18 protein-coding genes are annotated in these 18,201 nt (G+C 52.8%); 5 read left to right on the top strand and 13 right to left on the bottom strand.

Translation table 11 applies throughout. From position 1 onward, the window contains the following. Positions 1 to 27: 27 nt before the first annotated feature. The 4 genes from gpmA (at position 28) to B9Z32_RS03955 (ending at position 4,743) form a co-directional block, all read left to right on the top strand. Positions 28 to 771 (top strand): 2,3-diphosphoglycerate-dependent phosphoglycerate mutase, encoded by a 744-nt coding sequence (gene gpmA, locus B9Z32_RS03970; RefSeq protein WP_108420045.1) that lies wholly within the window; start codon positions 28 to 30, stop codon positions 769 to 771. An 86-nt stretch (positions 772 to 857) separates the two neighbouring features. Further along, the gene (locus B9Z32_RS03965; protein ID WP_108420044.1) at positions 858 to 2,306 is read left to right on the top strand and encodes a S41 family peptidase; all 1,449 of its coding nucleotides are present in this window, start codon (positions 858 to 860) and stop codon (positions 2,304 to 2,306) included. A 6-nt stretch (positions 2,307 to 2,312) separates the two neighbouring features. Then, positions 2,313 to 3,080, top strand: coding sequence for a HesA/MoeB/ThiF family protein (locus tag B9Z32_RS03960; RefSeq protein ID WP_108420043.1), 768 nt, complete (start codon positions 2,313 to 2,315; stop codon positions 3,078 to 3,080). Positions 3,081 to 3,117: 37 nt separating this feature from the next. After that, the gene (locus tag B9Z32_RS03955) at positions 3,118 to 4,743 is read left to right on the top strand and encodes a SulP family inorganic anion transporter (RefSeq protein WP_108420042.1); all 1,626 of its coding nucleotides are present in this window, start codon (positions 3,118 to 3,120) and stop codon (positions 4,741 to 4,743) included. On the opposite strand, the gene B9Z32_RS03950 is transcribed toward B9Z32_RS03955, so the two are convergent. The 6 genes from B9Z32_RS03950 to nudB all read right to left on the bottom strand — a co-directional run bounded on the left by B9Z32_RS03950 (position 4,735) and on the right by nudB (position 9,335). Continuing rightward, entirely contained in the window at positions 4,735 to 5,580 is an 846-nt protein-coding gene (locus B9Z32_RS03950; RefSeq protein WP_108420973.1) for a DUF429 domain-containing protein, read from the bottom strand. The genes B9Z32_RS03955 and B9Z32_RS03950 overlap by 9 nt on opposite strands. Before the next feature lies 1 nt (position 5,581). Next, the gene (locus B9Z32_RS03945) at positions 5,582 to 6,004 is read right to left on the bottom strand and encodes a BLUF domain-containing protein (RefSeq protein ID WP_108420041.1); all 423 of its coding nucleotides are present in this window, start codon (positions 6,002 to 6,004) and stop codon (positions 5,582 to 5,584) included. Positions 6,005 to 6,006: 2 nt separating this feature from the next. Next, the gene (gene folE, locus B9Z32_RS03940) at positions 6,007 to 6,720 is read right to left on the bottom strand and encodes a GTP cyclohydrolase I (RefSeq protein WP_108420040.1); all 714 of its coding nucleotides are present in this window, start codon (positions 6,718 to 6,720) and stop codon (positions 6,007 to 6,009) included. A gap of 94 nt (positions 6,721 to 6,814) precedes the next feature. Next, the gene (gene clsB, locus B9Z32_RS03935) at positions 6,815 to 8,044 is read right to left on the bottom strand and encodes a cardiolipin synthase ClsB (protein ID WP_108420039.1); all 1,230 of its coding nucleotides are present in this window, start codon (positions 8,042 to 8,044) and stop codon (positions 6,815 to 6,817) included. Continuing rightward, positions 8,041 to 8,874, bottom strand: coding sequence for an endonuclease/exonuclease/phosphatase family protein (locus B9Z32_RS03930; protein WP_108420038.1), 834 nt, complete (start codon positions 8,872 to 8,874; stop codon positions 8,041 to 8,043). The genes clsB and B9Z32_RS03930 overlap by 4 nt, the downstream gene beginning before the upstream one ends. After that, entirely contained in the window at positions 8,871 to 9,335 is a 465-nt protein-coding gene (gene nudB / locus B9Z32_RS03925; protein ID WP_108420972.1) for a dihydroneopterin triphosphate diphosphatase, read from the bottom strand. Before nudB ends, B9Z32_RS03930 begins: the two co-directional genes overlap by 4 nt. Positions 9,336 to 9,414: 79 nt before the next feature. Here nudB and B9Z32_RS03920 point away from each other — a divergent pair, with 79 nt between their 5' ends. Continuing rightward, positions 9,415 to 10,620, top strand: coding sequence for a class I SAM-dependent methyltransferase (locus B9Z32_RS03920; RefSeq protein WP_108420971.1), 1,206 nt, complete (start codon positions 9,415 to 9,417; stop codon positions 10,618 to 10,620). Positions 10,621 to 10,623: 3 nt separating this feature from the next. On the opposite strand, the gene aspS is transcribed toward B9Z32_RS03920, so the two are convergent. The 7 genes from aspS to B9Z32_RS03885 all read right to left on the bottom strand — a co-directional run bounded on the left by aspS (position 10,624) and on the right by B9Z32_RS03885 (position 18,181). Beyond that, positions 10,624 to 12,426: an aspartate--tRNA ligase gene (gene aspS / locus B9Z32_RS03915; RefSeq protein ID WP_108420037.1), complete on the bottom strand. Its 1,803-nt coding sequence runs from the start codon at positions 12,424 to 12,426 to the stop codon at positions 10,624 to 10,626. A gap of 43 nt (positions 12,427 to 12,469) precedes the next feature. Next, entirely contained in the window at positions 12,470 to 13,135 is a 666-nt protein-coding gene (locus B9Z32_RS03910; protein ID WP_108420036.1) for a DUF502 domain-containing protein, read from the bottom strand. A 10-nt stretch (positions 13,136 to 13,145) separates the two neighbouring features. Further along, complete coding sequence (locus B9Z32_RS03905) at positions 13,146 to 13,493, bottom strand: FmdB family zinc ribbon protein (RefSeq protein WP_108420035.1); 348 nt, start codon at positions 13,491 to 13,493, stop codon at positions 13,146 to 13,148. Between the two features lie 36 nt (positions 13,494 to 13,529). Continuing rightward, on the bottom strand, positions 13,530 to 14,978 hold the full coding sequence (locus B9Z32_RS03900; RefSeq protein WP_108420034.1) for a sodium:solute symporter family protein: 1,449 nt from the start codon (positions 14,976 to 14,978) through the stop codon (positions 13,530 to 13,532). An 11-nt stretch (positions 14,979 to 14,989) separates the two neighbouring features. Beyond that, on the bottom strand, positions 14,990 to 16,561 hold the full coding sequence (gene ubiB, locus B9Z32_RS03895) for a ubiquinone biosynthesis regulatory protein kinase UbiB (RefSeq protein ID WP_108420033.1): 1,572 nt from the start codon (positions 16,559 to 16,561) through the stop codon (positions 14,990 to 14,992). Continuing rightward, a complete protein-coding gene (locus B9Z32_RS03890; protein ID WP_108420032.1) occupies positions 16,558 to 17,106 on the bottom strand; it encodes a hypothetical protein in 549 nt (182 codons plus the stop codon). The genes ubiB and B9Z32_RS03890 overlap by 4 nt, the downstream gene beginning before the upstream one ends. 61 nt (positions 17,107 to 17,167) lie before the next feature. Beyond that, entirely contained in the window at positions 17,168 to 18,181 is a 1,014-nt protein-coding gene (locus B9Z32_RS03885; protein WP_233248055.1) for a Tim44 domain-containing protein, read from the bottom strand. Between the last annotated feature and the right edge of the window lie 20 nt (positions 18,182 to 18,201).

Raw genomic sequence — 18,201 nt, 5'->3', positions numbered from 1 at the left:
ATTTCTTTCTTGATAAATCCTTTGACCATGTACAAATTCGTTCTTATTCGCCACGGCGAGTCCACTTGGAATTTAGAAAATCGCTTTACCGGATGGACTGACGTCGACCTCACGCCCACGGGAATAGAGCAAGCTCAAACAGCTGGCCGCTTGCTCAAAGCGGCAGGCTACGAGTTCGACCTAGCTTACACCAGCGTTCTCAAACGCGCCATTCACACCCTGTGGCACACCCTAGATGCCATGGACCGCCAGTGGCTGCCTGTGCACCACAGCTGGCGCCTGAACGAGCGTCACTACGGCGCCCTTCAAGGACTGAACAAAGCTGAGACAGCCAAAAAGTTTGGCGATGAGCAAGTTTTGGTTTGGCGCCGAAGCTATGACACCCCACCGCCTGCATTAGAAGCATCCGACCCCCGCTGTGAGCGCGCCGACTTGCGCTATGCCAAACTCAAGCCTCAGGATATTCCGCTCACAGAGTGCCTGAAAGACACGGTAGACCGGGTCATGCCATTTTGGAACGAGTCCATAGCTCCCGCCATCAAGGCTGGCAAGCAAATTGTGGTGGCCGCACATGGCAATTCCATCCGAGCCCTTATCAAGTACTTAGACAACATTTCCGATGCCGACATCGTGAACTTGAACATCCCCAATGGCATTCCGCTGGTCTACGAGCTAGATGCCAACTTGAAGCCCATCAAACACTACTACCTGGGTGATGCAGATGCAGCAGCCAAGGCGGCGGCGGCTGTGGCCAGCCAAGGTAAAGCTTGATTTACCCGAAAGACATGACCAGACTTGCACAAAGAAGACTGTCAGGGTGTATATTGGTTGAAAAGGAGACCTAAGGGGTCAAGCACATGGGACAGAAATTAAAAATCGCAGGTTGGCTCAGCATTGGCGCTTTAGCGGGCGCGCTCACCACCATTTCGCTTCAAACCACAGCGCGAGGTGCCTTTGCGCCCTTGCCGCTTGAAGAACTCCAACAACTGGCCGCCGTGTTTGGCATGGTCAAAAGCGACTATGTCGAAACAGTCGACGAGAAAAAGCTCATCACCGAAGCCATCTCTGGCATGGTTTCAAGCCTCGACCCGCACTCTCAATACTTCGACAAGAAAAGCTTCAAAGAGTTCAGCGAAGGAACCTCTGGGCGCTTTGTGGGTGTGGGCATTGAGATCACTCAAGAAGAAGGCGTGGTCAAAGTGGTGTCCCCCATTGAAGGCTCACCAGCCGACCGTGCTGGCTTGAAAACCAACGACCTCATTACCAAAATTGACGAGACCATCGTCAAAGGTTTGTCCATGAACGATGCGGTCAAGCGCATGCGGGGTGAGCCCAACACCAAAGTGGTCCTCACCATTTTCCGCAAAGACGAAAGCCGCACTTTCACAGTCACCATTGTTCGTGAAGAAATTAAAACCCAATCGGTCAAAGCCAGGTTGGTTCAGCCGGGCTATGGCTGGATTCGAGTTTCTCAGTTCCAAGAAAGAACCGTCGAAGATTTCTCCAAGAAATTAGAAGACATGTTCAAGCAAGATCCCAAGCTTCAAGGCTTGGTGCTCGATTTGCGCAACGACCCAGGCGGTCTTTTGGATGCCGCAGTTGCCTTGTCTGCCGCTTTCTTGCCAGAAAACGTTACCGTGGTTTCCACCAACGGCCAATTGGCAGAAAGTAAATTTGTGTACAAAGCTGCGCCCCAGTTTTGGCGCCGCAATGCAGACAACGATCCCATACAACGCCTCACCCAAAACACACAGGGCAAATTGAAAAAAATTCCTTTGGTGGTCTTGGTCAATGAAGGCTCCGCCTCCGCCAGTGAAATTGTGGCGGGTGCACTTCAAGATCACAAACGTGCCACCATCATGGGCAGCCAAACATTTGGCAAAGGCTCCGTTCAAACGGTTCGCCAGCTGGGTCCCGACACCGCTTTGAAGCTCACCACGGCCCGCTACTACACTCCCAATGGCCAATCGATTCAAGCCAAAGGCATCCTGCCGGATGTCATGCTGGACGAAACTGAAAACGGCAATGTGTTTGCAGCTTTGCGCACGCGCGAGGCCGATTTAGAAAAGCACCTTGGCAATGGCCAAGAAGCTGAAAAGAAAAATGAAGAGCGCCAAAAAGCCAGAGAAGCAGCACTCAAAAAATTAGAAGAAGATGCCAAAAAGCCTGAGTCCGAAAGACGTCCGCCAGAATTTGGATCTGACAAAGACTTCCAACTGATCCAGGCTCTCAACCAACTCAAAGGCTTGCCCGTCAAGGCCAGTGCCACTTTGGCTGAGCGCAAAGTAGAGAAAAAAGATAAGTAATCGCCCATGCGGGACGATCAGCTGCTGCGTTACTCGCGCCACATTCTTTTAGATGAATGGGGCGTGGAGGGTCAGGAGAAGGTCTCTCAATCTCACGCGCTCATCGTTGGCGCAGGTGGTCTAGGCTCACCTGCTGCCCTTTATCTGGCCAGCGCGGGGGTGGGCCATATCAGCTTGGTCGATCACGATCATGTCGATGTCACCAACCTGCAACGCCAAATTGCGCATGCGCAAAACCGTGTGGGGCAAGCCAAAGTGGCATCTCTTCAAACGGCCATTTCAGCCATCAATCCAGACGTTCGTGTAAGCGGCTATGCCCAAAAAGCAGACGCAGCCTTGCTCGCTCAATGCGTGCCTACGGTCGATGTGGTGCTGGACTGCACAGACAATTTTGAAACACGCCAACTGATCAACCAAGCCTGCGCCCAATTTGCCAAGCCCTTGGTTTCAGGCGCGGCTTTGCGCCTAGATGGTCAGGTGGCGGTGTACGACACACGGCAAACACACTCACCGTGCTACGCCTGCGTCTTTCCGCCCACCCAAAGTTTTGAAGAAACTAGTTGCGCCAGCATGGGCGTCTTGGCGCCCTTGGTAGGAGTCATTGGCAGCATGCAAGCAACCGAAGCGCTTAAAATTTTGAGCGGCATGGGCAGCAGCCTTCACGGCAAGCTCATGATGTTCAACGCGAAGCACATGGAGTGGCAAACCATGAACACGGCCCGAAATTTGAATTGCCCAGTGTGTCGACCTTATCGCCAGCAGGCCATTCATTGAACCCCCCTTCAAAGCCCACTGAACAACGCTTGGCATCATGAACCTCGTCAAGGCTTTGTTTCCCTTCCTCCAATGGCCGCGCTTAACGCCTGCGCTTTTTAAACAAGAGTGGACGGCAGGATTTTCGGTGGCCCTGCTCATGGTGCCGCAGTCGGTTGCTTATGCGGCACTGGCTGGCATGCCTTTGGTCACGGGTCTTTATGCCGCGCTCTTGCCGGCTTTGATTGGCGTGATGTGGGGCGGCTCTACCCGCCTGTCCATCGGTCCCTCTGCACTCACTTGTATTCTGATTAGCGCATCTCTCATCGGCATGGCTCAGCCTGGCAGTGGGCATTGGGTTCACTTGGCCGTTTGGCTGGCCTTGATGGCAGGCACTTTGCAGTTGATGATGGGCGTGTTTCGTTATGGTTGGCTTTTGAACCTCATCAGCTCGCCGGTCATGATGGGGTTCACACAAGCAGCAGGGCTTTTGATCATGGCTTCACAATTGCCCGCCCTCACAGGTTGGCAATCTGGCGGCTCTTTCCAATGGGCTGATTTGGCTTTTGGCGCTGCCAGCTTGGCTGCTTTGTTCCTGGCCAAAAAATGGGCTCCCAAATCGCCTAGCATCATGGTGGTTGTGGTTGTCAGTGCGGCGGTCAGTTATGCCATGGGCTATGCTGCCAATGGCGGTGCAGTCATTGGCGCATTGCCATCAGATCTGCCAAGCCTGTCCTTACCCAAGTTACCCTCTTTGGAAGAATTGGGCTTTCTGGCCGGCCCTGCTGTTTTGATTGCCTTAGTCAGTTTTTTAGAGGCCGCTTCTTGTGCCAAAACAGAGAACCAAAAAGAGGGCACTGTCTGGCAAGAAAACCAAGACTTGATTGGGCAGGGGTTGGCCAAAATTGTGTCGGGTTTGAGCGGCAGTTTTGCCACCAGCACGTCCTTCTCTCGATCAGCCATCAATCTGGCCGCGGGCGCCCAAACAGGCTGGGCTGTGGTGGGCACCACGTCATTCGTGCTCTTGGCCGTCTTTGCAGCGCCTGCGCTTTTTCATGTGCCACGCGCCGTATTGGCAGCCATTGTGATCTTGGCGGTCTCTAGCCTCATTCAGCCCATGGCCTTTGTCAAACTGTGGCGAATGGCACGCATGGAAGCCGTGACTGCAGGTCTGACCTTTGGCATCACCTTGCTCAGTGCCCCGCGCATTTATTGGGGTGTTTTAGCAGGCGTTCTGTTTGGCCTCAGTCACTTTTTGCACACTCGATTGCATCCTCGCATCATTGAAGTGGGCTTGCACGAAGATGGCAGTTTGCGCGACCGTCACTTGTGGCAATTACCCCCTCTGGCACCCCATGTATTTGCCATTCGGATGGATGCAGAACTAGACTTTGCCGCCGCCAGCAGCTTTGAAAAATACATCACAGAGCAACTCCGTGAGCAAGCGCAAATTCAACATGTGTGCCTGTTTGCGCAACCCATCAACCGCATTGATGCAACCGGCGTTGAGACACTTCAGCAACTTCGTCAATACCTCACTCGAAGCGGCATTCAGTTGCACATCAGCGGCATCAAACTGCCGGTAGAAAAAGCCCTCAAGTTGGCAGGCGAGTTGGGCCCAGACAGCCAAGTGAGCTTGTATCGAAACGACACGGAGGCCATTCAAGCTTTGCGATCACTCTAGGCTTGAGGCGCTCACAATCCAGCCTTCGAGTGGATCAAACTCTGGCAAGCCATAAGGCCCCTTTGAAGCCCCTGTTTCTTGCTGTTGCTGCGCCCACGCCGCTTGCACCATGCAAAGCACCGCGTCTAAAGAATCGCCCGATCCGTCGAGCAACAAAGTGTCGTGTTGCGCCGCGCTGAGCTTGAGCCGCAAACCCAATTTGGTTTGACCCAAATCGAGTGCATGCAAAATGTCTTTGCGAGCCATCCAGCGGTCGGGGGTTTGTTTTGATTTGTCGTCGCTCTTGTAGCTGCGCTGCTTCACAATTTCTTTGGCCAGCAAGCCTGGGTAAGCCTCTAAGGCCACGCGATCGGGATGGCCCTGGCTCATTCCTGGCAAAGTCCAATGCGCAGCTCGCAGTAGGGGCACACCCGCGTGCATCATCCATGCAACGGGTGGATTGACCCATTTCATCGAAGGGCTAGAACCTGCGGGCAAGTCTGTAGCGCGATGTGCAAACTTAGATCCTGCTGGACGACTGTCGCAAAACTGTTTGAAAAATTGACGCAATTGTTCGCGCGAGAAAGAGGCATAGCGGTCCATGCACTCAGGCCATGTGAGAGGCCATTGCATGTGCTCAACCCACTCGCGGGGCAAACCGAAAGGCAAGTCAAAGCCGCCCACACACATCGCGCCTGAAGGCACGGGTGCATTCAAAAAATTTTGAAAAGCATCAAGTGTGTGAAATTTTTCCAAGCGGTCAAGCTTGACGACGCTGCGCTGTTTGGTCCCCAGCGCAACCACAATGGGCTTGCGTTGACTCGGGCTGCTGGAGAAGTCGCAGCCGATCAAACAAATGTCAAGCACGCCCAATGATGGAAGCTGTGGCCATGAGTTCTTCGAGCAATGCCAAAGAGACAGACCCCGACACGCTGTAAGGATCAAGCTCGGCACGCTCAGAGTATTTCAACAAGATGCTGGTATTGACACGTGAGACATCGACTTGTCCCATGGTCCAACCACTGAAGCGACGTTGTGAAATTTCTTCGTAATGCAACAACACAACTTGCTTGTGGCGAGCGTCTTTTTGAATATGGCCGTACAAGTCACTCACTGCCTCACGACCACCTTCGATGGCTTGCAAAAAGATGCCGGCACCATAAACCAAAATACCAGTAATGCCTGTGCTGGGGTTGAATTGTCGGGATTGAGACAAGATGGATTCAATGACCGATGGCTGAGGGTCAACGGCACGACTTGCATAAAGTAAACGAACCAACATGATCAGGCCTTTCTAGGAATCAACGACAAGAATTCACGACGCAAATTGGCATCTTTTAAGAACACACCACGCATAACAGAATTGATCATTTTGCTGTCCATGTCTTTGACACCGCGCCAGCCCATGCAGAAGTGGCTGGCTTCCATCACGATGGCCAAGCCATCGGGTTGCGTTTTGCGCTGAATCAAGTCGGCCAACTGAACTACGGCTTCTTCTTGAATTTGAGGACGGCCCATGATCCACTCCGCCAGCCGAGCATATTTAGAAAGACCAATGACATTGGTGTGCTCGTTAGGCAAGACACCAATCCAGATTTGACCAATGACGGGGCACAGGTGGTGGCTGCATGCGCTGCGCACCGTGATAGGACCCACAATCATGAGTTCATTGAGGTGCTCGGCATTGGGAAATTCGGTGACCTCGGGGCTTTGAACATAGCGGCCCTTGAAGACTTCCTTCAGGTACATTTTTGCCACGCGGCGAGCCGTGTCTTGGGTGTTGTGATCGTTTTTTGTATCAATCACCATGCTGTCCAAAACCGTCTGCATTTTTTGCGCCACTTCGTCCAACATTTGGTCCAGTTCGCCAGGCTGGATGAAGTCAGCAATGTTGTCGTTGGCATTGAAGCGTTTGCGGGCGGCCAGGATGCGTTCGCGAATTTTCACGGAAACGGGTGTTCCGATGTCCTCTGCGGGCAAGTGAGCGGGAGCATTCATAGGCGTCTAATGAGAATGGTCAAAATTAGATCGTACCAGTGAATCAAGCCACTTTTCACTATACGGGCATGGCGGTTTAAGCCAATCATTCAATTCAATATCGATTGCCAGTCAGCCAAATGGCCAATCGCATGAGCCCGAAAGCGGTCCAATCCATGGCCCTTTGGAATTGCGAACGTTGCAAGAGGGATTGAGGCATGATTCGCTGGCTTTTGGACGCCATGGCGTGCTCAAGCCCGTCTCTAAGGTGTTTGGCAAAAAAAGTGTCTGCCACGACCACGTTGGCTTCCCTGGCCAGTAACAAACTAAAGGGGTCAAGATTGGAAGACCCTACAGTGGCCCAGGGTCGATCGTGATGGGCATCGATCACGGCCACTTTGGCATGCAAGAAGCTTTCTGAGTATTCGTATATTTCAACACCCGCTTCCAACAATTGACGATAGACAGGCCGCGCGGCATGGTATTGCATGAAGTATTCATACCGACCTTGAAGCAACAAGCGCACCCTCACACCTCGTTGAGCGGCATGCACCAAAGCTTGCCGCAATTTACGGCCAGGTAAGAAATAAGCATTGGCAATCACAATATCGTGCCTGGCCAAACCAATGGCACGCCGGTAAGCTTTTTCAATTTGCCCCCGATGTAGCAGGTTGTCCCTGAGCAACAAGCCCGCCTTGGCCACCCAAGTGTCGCCATGCGCTTGCCTTGTGTCATGAATCCAGGGCATGTGAAGGCCCGCAGCCCTGAAAGAGCTGAATGCCTCAGGAAAATTTTGCTGCCTTACATGGCGCACAGCTTGCATGCGCCACCAAAGCTGCGTGGTCGCCTCTTGAACTTGCTGCACCAAAGCGCCAGCGGCGCAAACCGCAAAGTCCAAACGGGGTGACTTCAAAGTACCGTGCTGGGGGTCGTAAAGATCATCGAGGATGTTGATGCCACCACAAAATGCCACATGGCCATCCACCACACACAACTTGCGATGCAGCCTGCGCCACCGACTGGGAATGAGAAGTCCGAGCGTACCCAAGGGCGAGTAAACGCGCCACTCCACGCCAGCCGAGTCAAATCGAGTTCGCCATTCCTCTTTCAGTTTTGGTGTGCCCACACCATCCACCACGACCCACACACGCACGCCACGTCGGCCTGCCCTCTCTAGAGCAGCAGCCACCAATGCGCCATCGCCATGGAAATCAAAAATATAGGTTTCAAGTTGGATGTGAGAGCGCGCAGCATCCAGTGCACGAATCAATTCAGGAAAAAAATCTGCGCCACCCTGAAGCAGTTTGATTTGGTGGCCATCGCGAAGAACTGGATGACTTTTCATAGGTCAAATTGCGCAACCAAAGGCAAGTGATCAGACATTTGGCGCCAAATTTTGCCGTGCGGCACCATCTGACTGACAGGACTCAATCCCTTGGCATAGACATGGTCTAGCTGAACAATGGGCAATCTCGAGGGATAGGTCGGGTATTTGGCGCCTTCCCATTCTTTCAAATTTTGCATGCGCATCATTTTGGTCACACGCGTGCCCCAATCGTTGAAATCCCCTGCCACCAGCAGAGGCGACTTGCTAGGCACTTCGCGCTCAATGTAGTGCTGCAACTGCTCTACTTGGCGAACTCTGCTAGCGGGGATCAGTCCCAAATGCACCACAATCACGTGCACATTCAAAGGCAATGACTGCTTGGCTTGGGCTGTTGTATTGGGCGTGCCGTGTGAAGCCACTTGAAGTGCGCCCCGGTGAATTTCGCCCACATGTATTTCACCCACTTGTATTTCGACATGCAGCAAGCCACGTTGCTCGAATCGATGGTCTGACATGTCTTCATGCCGATGCGACACCACAGGCCAGCGTGACAGCAAGGCATTGCCATGTTCACCGTGCCGCGTCACGGCATTGGTTTTGTAAATGGCCTGATAACCTGGTGGCGCCAAAAATTCAGCCTGCGGTATTTCTGGCCAATGCTTGAAATACTTTTCTTCGCGCCGATGAACTTTTCGAACCTCCTGCAGACACACAATGTCAGCGTCCAACTGCTCAATGGCCAAACCTAAGTTGTGAATTTCTAGCCGTCGCCCGGGGCCCATGCCTTGAACGCCTTTGTGGATGTTGTAGGTGGCTACCTTCAAAAAAGCAGCTTGCTCTTTTTTCATCGCAAACCTTGCAACCAACGGGGCAACATCAATATGGCCTCTGCATTAGAGGGAGAGAAACAGGTGTCTGCCGCCTCTTGCCAAGACAACCATTGGTACTCGGTGTGCTCCTTTGGGCTCAATCGGATGGGCATTTTCTTTGACATCTTCAAGCCAAAGACGCGTTCTTTGTTGTGACTCACATGGGGTGCGTATCGAAAACGCCAAGCCGGATAAATTTCATAAATATTCTCCAACGCCCAATCAGACAACTCGCAATGTGGGTGTGCAATGTCAATGCCCGTCTCTTCCATCACCTCTCGGCATGCTGTTTGATGCCAAGTCTCATGTTCAAAATCTTTGCTTCCAGTGACCGATTGCCAGGTGCCTGCATCTGCCCTGCGAATGAGCAAGACCTCGGCTTCAAGGGTGTAGATCACAACCAAAACAGACTCAGGTATTTTGAAATCAGGATTTTGCATAGCCTGTTCATTCTGCATGAACTTTGCCCTTGTCTTGAAGGGATTGAGCAATTGCCCCAGAAGCACCTATGATCAAGCCATGCACAGTCAAGACGCCCCCATCCTCCCCGCAAACTCCCACCAAGGAGTTGCCACCACCATTACTTGGCTAGAAAACGGCCATGATTGCGAGGATGTTTGGCGCAGCGAACGCGGCGCACCCGCTCCCAAACGGGTGGTGTTGGCAGACGATACCCTGAGCGCTGACAGGGCTTACCGCTTGGCATGTGCAGGTACAGGCATGCTCTGGCGGGGTGATTTTCAAAATGCACGGCTTCTGCTGCAAGCCTTGGCCAGGCGCTGCGATGCACCCAAAAAAATTCGCAGAGTTTCAAAGTCCCACCCTGAAACAAACCATACAGCGCAAGAAAATTTTCACTTGCACCGCCAAGCCCAGTCGCAACGCGCTCGCACCTTGAGCATGATCTTGATTCAAGTCAATCCAGACCGTCAGATCAGTTTGCGCCGCGCGCCAGATTGGCGAGCGGCCATGAATGAAGCCTGGGGCCCTGCCGGCACCACCGGTTGCGTAACATCCTTGCGCGAATTGTTAGGCTTGGTGGGAGCCCACGAGTGGCATGAAAAAGGCATGGAAATTTCAGCACTCGGCAGTTCACCTCACAACCGCATTCACCCCAGCTATGGTGTGTTCTCGCCCCTGCGCGGCGAGTACATTCAACTGGTTGCCGATGCACCGCTGCCAAGTACCGACTTGGCATTTGACATTGGCGTGGGTACAGGTGTGCTGTCTGCCGTATTGGCCAAACGTGGCGTCAAACGCGTGATTGGCACCGACCTTGATGACCGCGCCTTGTCATGTGCCAAAGAAAATATCAAGCGCTTAGGCCTACAAGGCAAAGTTGAATTGTCCAAAGCCAATCTGTTTCCCGAAGGCACAGCGTCTCTGATCGTATGCAACCCGCCTTGGTTGCCTGCACGCGCCAGCGCACCCATTGAGCGTGCAATCTACGATGAGAACAGTGCCATGCTCAAAGGCTTTTTGGCGGGCTTAGCAGCCCACCTTGTACCCCAAGGAGAAGGCTGGTTGATCTTGTCAGATTTGGCAGAGCATTTGGGATTGCGCACTCGCGCAGAGCTTCAAGAATGGATCTCAGCCGGAGGCTTGAAGGTCATCGGCAAACTCGACACCAAAGCCGAGCACAAAAAAGTCCAAGATGAAAGCGACCCTCTGCACGCAGCACGTGCGGCAGAGGTCACTTCCTTGTGGCGTTTGGGTTTGGCTTAAGCCTTAAGAAACCTTAGCGGCTTCAGGGTTGCGCACGCGAATGTGCAACTCGCGCAATTGCTTTTCGTCCACAGGGCTTGGCGCTTGGGTGAGCAAGCACTGAGCACGTTGTGTTTTGGGGAAAGCAATCACATCGCGAATAGATTCGGCACCCGTCATCAACGTAATGATGCGGTCTAAGCCGAAGGCCAAACCACCGTGGGGTGGTGCGCCATACTGCAATGCATCGAGCAAGAAACCAAATTTGAGTTGAGCTTCTTCGGGTGTGATTTTCAAAGCGTCAAACACTTTTTGCTGCACGTCGGCTCGGTGAATGCGCACAGAACCACCACCAATTTCCCAGCCGTTCAAAACCATGTCATAGCCTTTGGCAATGCATTTCTCGGGGGCTGTGACCATCCAGTCTTCGTGACCGTCTTTGGGCGCGGTGAAGGGGTGGTGCACGGCGGTGTAACGCTGTGAATCTTCGTCGTACTCGAACATTGGGAAGTCGACAACCCACATGGGTGCCCAACGGTTTTCGAACAAGCCCGATTTTTTGGCAAATTCGCTGTGACCAATTTTGAGGCGCAAAGCACCAATGCCATCGTTGACCACTTTGGCTTTGTCGGCACCGAAGAACAGAATGTCGCCATCTTGAGCATTGGTGCGCTTCAGAATTTCGGCAATGGCTGCATCGTGCAAGTTTTTCACGATGGGGCTTTGCAAACCGTCGCGGCCTTTGGCCACTTCATTGACCTTGATCCAAGCCAAACCTTTGGCACCGTAGATCTTCACAAACTCGGTGTAGCCATCGATTTCACCTCGGCTAATTTCGGAGCCACCAGGCACGCGCAAAGCCACCACACGGCCGCCGGGTGTTGTGGCAGGCGTGCTGAACACTTTGAAGTCGACATCGCCCATGATGTCGGTCAACTCAGTGAACTCCAACTTAACGCGCAAGTCGGGCTTGTCTGAGCCGAAGCGATGCATGGCTTCAGAGTAAGCCATGACAGGGAAAGCACCCAAATCGATGTTCAAGACTTTCTTGAACACGCTGCTGATCATGCCTTGGAACATGTCGCGAATTTCTTGCTCGCCCAAGAAGGACGTTTCAATATCAATCTGCGTGAATTCGGGCTGACGGTCGGCGCGCAAGTCTTCGTCGCGGAAACACTTGGTGATTTGGTAATAACGGTCGTAGCCAGCCACCATGAGCAATTGCTTGAACAACTGGGGCGACTGGGGCAAAGCGAAGAACTGGCCATCGTGCACACGGCTGGGCACCAAGTAATCTCGCGCGCCTTCGGGCGTGCTCTTGGTCAGCATGGGAGTTTCGATGTCGATGAAGCCGTTTTCGTCCAAAAACTTGCGCACTTCCATGGCCACTTTGTAGCGCAGCATGAGGTTGTTTTGCATGTAGGGACGGCGCAGGTCGAGCACGCGGTGTGTGAGGCGCGTGGTCTCTGACAGATTATCGTCGTCGAGCAAGAACGGGGGCGTGACGGATGGGTTGAGCACCGTCAGTTCGTGGCATAAGATTTCAATCTTGCCGCTTTTCAGGTTGTCGTTGGTGGTGCCTTCTGGGCGAGCGCGAACCAGGCCTTTGATCTGGATGCAAAACTCGTTGCGCAAGCCTTCGGCGGTTTTGAACATGTCAGCACGGTCGGGGTCGCACACTACCTGCACATAGCCTTCACGGTCGCGCACGTCGACGAAGATCACGCCACCGTGGTCACGACGGCGATTGACCCAACCGCACAAAGTGACGGTTTGGCCCATCAGGGCTTCGGTAACTAGACCGCAGTAATGTGAACGCATAGACATGGGGGAAGTTCTTTCAATTGGAAATCTTTGGCTCCAAGCCAATTCAAACTGCTTTGGAGGTATTGGCTTTGTGGGGCAATGCGTCGGGGCCACCGGGCACCACAACACCCATCGAGATGATGTACTTGAAGGCATCGTCCACACTCATGTCCAACTCCACCACATTGGCTCTGGGCATGATGAGGAAGAAGCCAGAAGTGGGGTTAGGCGTTGTGGGCACATAAACACTGACGCAATCATGGGGTAGTTGTTGCGCCACCTGACCACTGGGTGCGCCAGTCAAAAAAGCAATGGTCCAAGAACCTTGATGGGGGTATTGCACCAATAGCGCTTTGGAAAAAGCCTTGCCACTGCCAGAAAACAAAGTGTCGGCCACTTGCTTGACACTGGAGTAAATGCTGTTGACTACTGGAATTCGGGTGATGATCTTGTTCCACTGCCGCAAGGACCATTGACCAAAGATATTGGTAACAAACAAACCCGTGAAGTAAATAACCAATGCCACCAAGATCACGCCCAGGCCAGGCATGTGACGCAATGATTCGGCCAACTCGTGCATGCCAGGAATCACAGCATCGAGCGCGCCCAAAATAGCCAAGAAAATGCCATCCATGGTGCCAACCAACCAGGTCAGCAACCAGACCGTAACACCCATGGGCAACCAGACCAGCAAGCCTGTCAACAAATAATGGCGGATTTTCAAGTTCATTTAGAAAGTCTCAGTGACAGGCGCAAGAAGGCGCGCAGGCAGAAGCCGATGATGCCGATGAAGATGGCGAAGCGGCAGAGGGCTCGGCTGAAGGGCTTGCACCACCACCCGCGTCAGATGGCGTGGCAGTCCCTGCAGCAGCGCCCGCCACAGCGGGTGCAGCCGTGCTAGCGGCACCGCCCTTGAAATCAGTAGCGTACCAACCAGAGCCTTTGAGCTGAAAACCAGCGGCAGTGAGTTGTTTGTTGAATGTGGGGGCACCACAGGAAGGGCATTTTGTCAGGGGATCGTCTGACATCTTTTGCAAAACATCCTTGGCATGGCCACAGGAATCACACTTGTAGGCGTAGATGGGCATGTAGAAGGTTCTCGCGTTGAATCACAAAACCCTCAATTATAGGCGGCTACCTTGCAGAACGTGGTGGGAACCATGCTTGTTGGCGATGGCTTGGGGGCCCAAAGAACCGATCAACATGCCTGCCAAACTGGCCAAAACACCCGCCAATTGGGCTGGAAATTCTTCTCCAGCAGGGGTCAAGAGCAAAAGCAGCCAAGTCAGGAGACCCAAAACAATGGCAAAAATAGCACCTTGGGTGGTGGCTTTTTGCCAATACAGGCCGAAAAGCAAGGGAATGAAAGCGCCAACCAGAGTGACCTGATAGGCACCAGAAACCATCTCGTAAATGGAACTTCCCTGCATGGAAATGGCGTAAGCCAAGACCAAGCCACTGAAAATCAAGACCGTGATGCGCATGGCCAGCAAGGCCTGTTTGTCACTTTGGTGTGGGCGGAACTGGCGCCATATGTTTTCGGTAAATGTGACGCTAGGGGCCAGCAATGTGGCTGACGCACAAGATTTGATGGCAGACAGCAATGCGCCAAAAAAGAGCACTTGCATGATGAAAGGCATGTGATCCATCACCAAAGTAGGCAATACCTTTTGGGGGTCTTCCTCAATGAGTTGCGCTGCCTTCTCGGGCATGATGATAAGCGCACTGACCACCAAAAACATGGGCACAAAAGCAAACAAGATATAGCAAATGCCGCCAATGATGGGGCCCTTGGTGGCGGCATTCAAACTGTTGGCAGACATCACACGCTGAAACACATCTTGCTGAGGAATAGAGCCAAACATGATGGTGATGGCGGCCGCTACAAAAAACAAAATCTCTTTCAGATTGGGTTCAGGGAAAAAGTTGAACATGTCTTGGCTGACGGCCAAAGCAATAACCTTGTCGGCACCGCCCGCCTGATCTCCCGCATAGACGGCCAAGGCAGCCAGGCCTACCACCAGAATAATCATTTGAATGAAATCGGTAATGGCAACCGACCACATGCCGCCAAACAAGGTGTAGGCCAAGATGGACACCACACCAATGACCATGCCCATAGGCATGCTGATGACACCACCCGATAACAAACTGAACACCAAGCCAAGCGCCGTTACTTGGGCAGAAACCCAACCCAAATAGCTGACCATGATGATGATGGAACACAGGATTTCGACGGAACGGCCATAGCGCTCGCGGTAGTAATCGCTGATGGTCAGCAGGCTCATGCGGTACAACTTAGCGGCAAAAAACAAGCCCACCAAAATCAAACAACTGCCCGCACCAAACGGATCCTCTACCACGCCGCCCAAACCACTGTTGACAAACTTAGCAGGAATTCCCAACACTGTTTCAGAGCCAAACCAAGTGGCAAAGGTGGTGGTCACAATCATTGCCAAAGGCAAGTGTCTGCCCGCAATGGCAAAGTCAGCTGAAGTTTTAACCCGTTTGGCAGCCACCAATCCGATGGCAATGGTGACGAGCAAATAAGCGATGACCAATGTCAGCAACACAATAACTCTCCTTAGATTTGATGAAATCTTTCGAATGCATTGAGCACGATGAGGGTGGAAACAAAGCCGATCACAACATAGACAACAGCCTGCAACAGTCGATTGGTCCGTTGTTGTTCAGCCAGCAGCGCAGCCAATTGGTTTCGATCGTGTGCACTGGCTGTGGATTGCTTCAAGTAATCATGCATCAAGCGCGGCAACTGAGGCAATATTTTGGCGTATTGGGGAGCCTGTTCGCGGAGTTGTTGAAAAAATCTTTTGGGTCCGACTTGGTCAATCATCCACTGCTCAAGGAATGGCTTGGCGGTGTTCCACAAATCGAGCTCTGGGTCTAGCTGACGCCCCAAACCCTCAATGTTGAGAAGCGTTTTTTGCAGCAAGACCAACTGCGGCTGAATTTCGACATTGAAACGACGCGAGGTTTGAAACAGTCGCATGAGCACCATGCCCAAAGAAATTTCCTTCAAGGGCCTGTCAAAGTAAGGCTCACACACCGACCGGATGGCCGACTCCAGTTCGTCGACTCGCGTGTGGGCAGGCACCCAGCCCGACTCGATGTGCAATTCGGCCACGCGCTTGTAGTCGCGCCTGAAAAAAGCACTGAAGTTTTGTGCCAAATATTCTTTGTCGTATTCTGTGAGGGTGCCCACAATGCCAAAATCGAGTGAGATATAACGGCCCATTGTTTCGGGCTCAATGCTCACTTGAATATTGCCCGGGTGCATGTCGGCGTGGAAAAAACCATCTCGAAATACCTGTGTGAAAAACAGCGTCACACCATCTTTGGCCAACTGCGGTATGTCTACGCCAGCGGCACGCAAGGCATCGACTTGGCTGATGGGCAAGCCTTTCATGCGCTCCATCACAATGACTTCGGGATGACAGAAATCCCAATGCATTTCAGGAATCATGACCAAATTCAAACTTTGCATGTTGCGTCGCAACTGCGCCGCATTGGCTGCCTCACGGACCAAGTCCAATTCATCGTGCAAATGTTTGTCAAATTCTGCAACCACTTCGCGCGGCTTGAGGCGCTTGCCATCAGCGCTGAGTTTTTCGAGCCAGCCCGCCATCATGCGCATGAGGTTCAAATCTTTTTCAATGGCTGGCAACATGTTGGGGCGAAGCACCTTCACTGCAACCTCTTGAACCAAGCCCTCTTTGTTTTTCAACAAAGCAAAATGCACTTGGGCAATGGAAGCACTGGCCACAGGCACGCGGTCAAAGGACTCGAAAATTTCATCGACAGATCGCCCAAAGGCTCGCTCAATGCTGGCCACAGCAATGTCTGAGCTAAAGGGCGGCACACGGTCTTGGAGTTTGGCCAACTCCATGGCAATGTCGTCAGGCAACAAGTCGCGCCGAGTGGACATCACTTGTCCAAACTTCACAAAGATAGGACCCAAATGTTCGAGCGACAAACGCAAACGCTCGCCTCGCGAAGCCTTGTAAGTGCGGCCCAAGGTGAGAATTTTGGAGAGCAGTTTTAGCAGGGGCTGATTGAAATTGGAGAGAATCAGCTCATGCAGGCCAAATCGCCATACCGTCCAGACAATGAATATTCCCCTGAAAAAACGGTTCATGGGGCAGCCTTGTCGTTGGAATGGCCAGGGGCTTTTTGGCGAACAAAGCTTTGCATGGCATTCACTGCTTGACGCCCAAAACTGGCCATCTTGTGGGCCGCAGCATCACCAAACAAGGCCGCCAAATCTTCTTCAATGTCCCAGCGCACATGGTCAATGAGCCAATTGACTTCTGCAGCCAATTGAACATCGCCCTCAATGTGCACACCAGGCTTTTCGCCTTTGATCAAGGCGGCCGCCATGTTCAAAGGTGAGCTGTCGGTGAGCGTCAATTTAAGATCGAATGGCCGGCTCGATACACGCTCCAACAAGCCTGCAGCCGAAGGTGCCAACTGTAGGTGTTTGTCTTGCCATTGCAATTGAATGCAGCGACCCTTTTGGCGCGCAAGTCGGGCTTGGGCCTCGGGTTCTCTGCTGATGACGTGATTTAAAAATAGAATCACACGATTGAGTGATTCATCAACAACCCAAACGGGTGCTTGCGTGTTTGTTGCGAACTTCTCAAAAGCTTCGCCAACCAAAGAAAAAGGGGACTGTGTTGCCATAGCCCCCAATTATTCCCGAAAGGCTGGCTTGTGCCAGCCTTTGCTTGAGATAGCCTTGAAATTATTGCAGGGCTTGTACACCAGCAACCAACCAGCCACTGTTGCCATTTTTGGGCTTGGTCATGTTCCAAACCTCACGGAAAGGGCTTGGCTCTGAGGTGGGCTCTTCACGGATCACGCCGTTGAATTCAACGCTGGCCATGTAGCCCTCGGCCAACTCTTCAATACCCAACAATTGGGCTTCGAGCATGACCACTTCGGTTTTGTTGGGCTGGCCTGGGAAATTAACCTCACGCTCTGTCAATTGGCTCTTGATTTCAGACAGCATGCTGTCTGTCATCATGGCCTTGAGCGAACTCATGTCGGCGCGGTCCCAAGCATCTTGCAAGGTGATGAAATTGCGCTTGGCAGCTTCGACAAAACTTACAGTGTCAAAACCATCAGGAACACCCCAGGTTTGTGAACCCTGCTGGGCAGCAGGCTGGGCGCCGCCAATGGCAGAGCCAATCAAGGAGCCACCCATTGGAGCTTGGGCTGCGGGCGTAGGGTCAAAGCGCGTCTGCTGTGACTCCCAAGGACGTGCTGATGCATCGTTGCCCACTTTTTCGGGGTTGTACTGATGCATGGTGGCGGGGGATTCTGCGGATTGACCTGCGCCTTGGTAAGCCAAGTCACCCTGTCTGGTAGCGCCAGCTTTGCGTGAGCGTAAGAAATAGCCGATCACACCCACGGCCACCATGGCCAAGAGCGCAAACATGAGCATGTTGCCAAATTCCTCGCCAAACCCCATGCTGCTTGCCAACCACGCCAAACCTAAGCCAGCTGCCAAGCCACCCAGCATGGCACCCCAAGGGCGCTTTGCAGGAGCGGGAGCTGCTGTCGGTGTAGAGGGTTTTGCGGGAGCAGCGGCTTGGCTAGGCGCAGTTGGTGCAGCCGGTTTGACGGCATCACGCTGAGTGACGTTGTTGGATTGTTGTCCAACAGATTTGCCACCGCCCATACGGCGAGAAGCCTCAGCGTCCATGGTGCTGAAAATCAAAATTGAGGTCAGGAATAAGCTGAAAAATTTGTTCACATTAACTCCGAAAAATCAGA

This window comes from Limnohabitans sp. MMS-10A-178 (assembly GCF_003063375.1).
In the GTDB taxonomy this organism is placed as follows: domain Bacteria; phylum Pseudomonadota; class Gammaproteobacteria; order Burkholderiales; family Burkholderiaceae_C; genus Limnohabitans_A.
This window is presented reverse-complemented; position numbering and strand designations above follow the sequence as displayed.

Bases quoted from the DNA above. Each gene is read 5' to 3' on its own strand.
- nudB (WP_108420972.1), bottom strand. From the start codon at position 9,335: ATGCAAAATCCTGATTTCAAAATACCTGAGTCTGTTTTGGTTGTGATC.
- B9Z32_RS03930 (WP_108420038.1), bottom strand. From the start codon at position 8,874: ATGAAAAAAGAGCAAGCTGCTTTTTTGAAGGTAGCCACCTACAACATC.
- B9Z32_RS03910 (WP_108420036.1), bottom strand. From the start codon at position 13,135: ATGAACTTGAAAATCCGCCATTATTTGTTGACAGGCTTGCTGGTCTGG.
- ubiB (WP_108420033.1), bottom strand. From the start codon at position 16,561: ATGAACCGTTTTTTCAGGGGAATATTCATTGTCTGGACGGTATGGCGA.
- B9Z32_RS03955 (WP_108420042.1), top strand. From the start codon at position 3,118: ATGAACCTCGTCAAGGCTTTGTTTCCCTTCCTCCAATGGCCGCGCTTA.
- folE (WP_108420040.1), bottom strand. From the start codon at position 6,720: ATGAATGCTCCCGCTCACTTGCCCGCAGAGGACATCGGAACACCCGTT.
- B9Z32_RS03945 (WP_108420041.1), bottom strand. From the start codon at position 6,004: ATGTTGGTTCGTTTACTTTATGCAAGTCGTGCCGTTGACCCTCAGCCA.
- B9Z32_RS03920 (WP_108420971.1), top strand. From the start codon at position 9,415: ATGCACAGTCAAGACGCCCCCATCCTCCCCGCAAACTCCCACCAAGGA.
- gpmA (WP_108420045.1), top strand. From the start codon at position 28: ATGTACAAATTCGTTCTTATTCGCCACGGCGAGTCCACTTGGAATTTA.
- clsB (WP_108420039.1), bottom strand. From the start codon at position 8,044: ATGAAAAGTCATCCAGTTCTTCGCGATGGCCACCAAATCAAACTGCTT.
- B9Z32_RS03965 (WP_108420044.1), top strand. From the start codon at position 858: ATGGGACAGAAATTAAAAATCGCAGGTTGGCTCAGCATTGGCGCTTTA.
- B9Z32_RS03960 (WP_108420043.1), top strand. From the start codon at position 2,313: ATGCGGGACGATCAGCTGCTGCGTTACTCGCGCCACATTCTTTTAGAT.
- B9Z32_RS03905 (WP_108420035.1), bottom strand. From the start codon at position 13,493: ATGCCCATCTACGCCTACAAGTGTGATTCCTGTGGCCATGCCAAGGAT.
- aspS (WP_108420037.1), bottom strand. From the start codon at position 12,426: ATGTCTATGCGTTCACATTACTGCGGTCTAGTTACCGAAGCCCTGATG.
- B9Z32_RS03890 (WP_108420032.1), bottom strand. From the start codon at position 17,106: ATGGCAACACAGTCCCCTTTTTCTTTGGTTGGCGAAGCTTTTGAGAAG.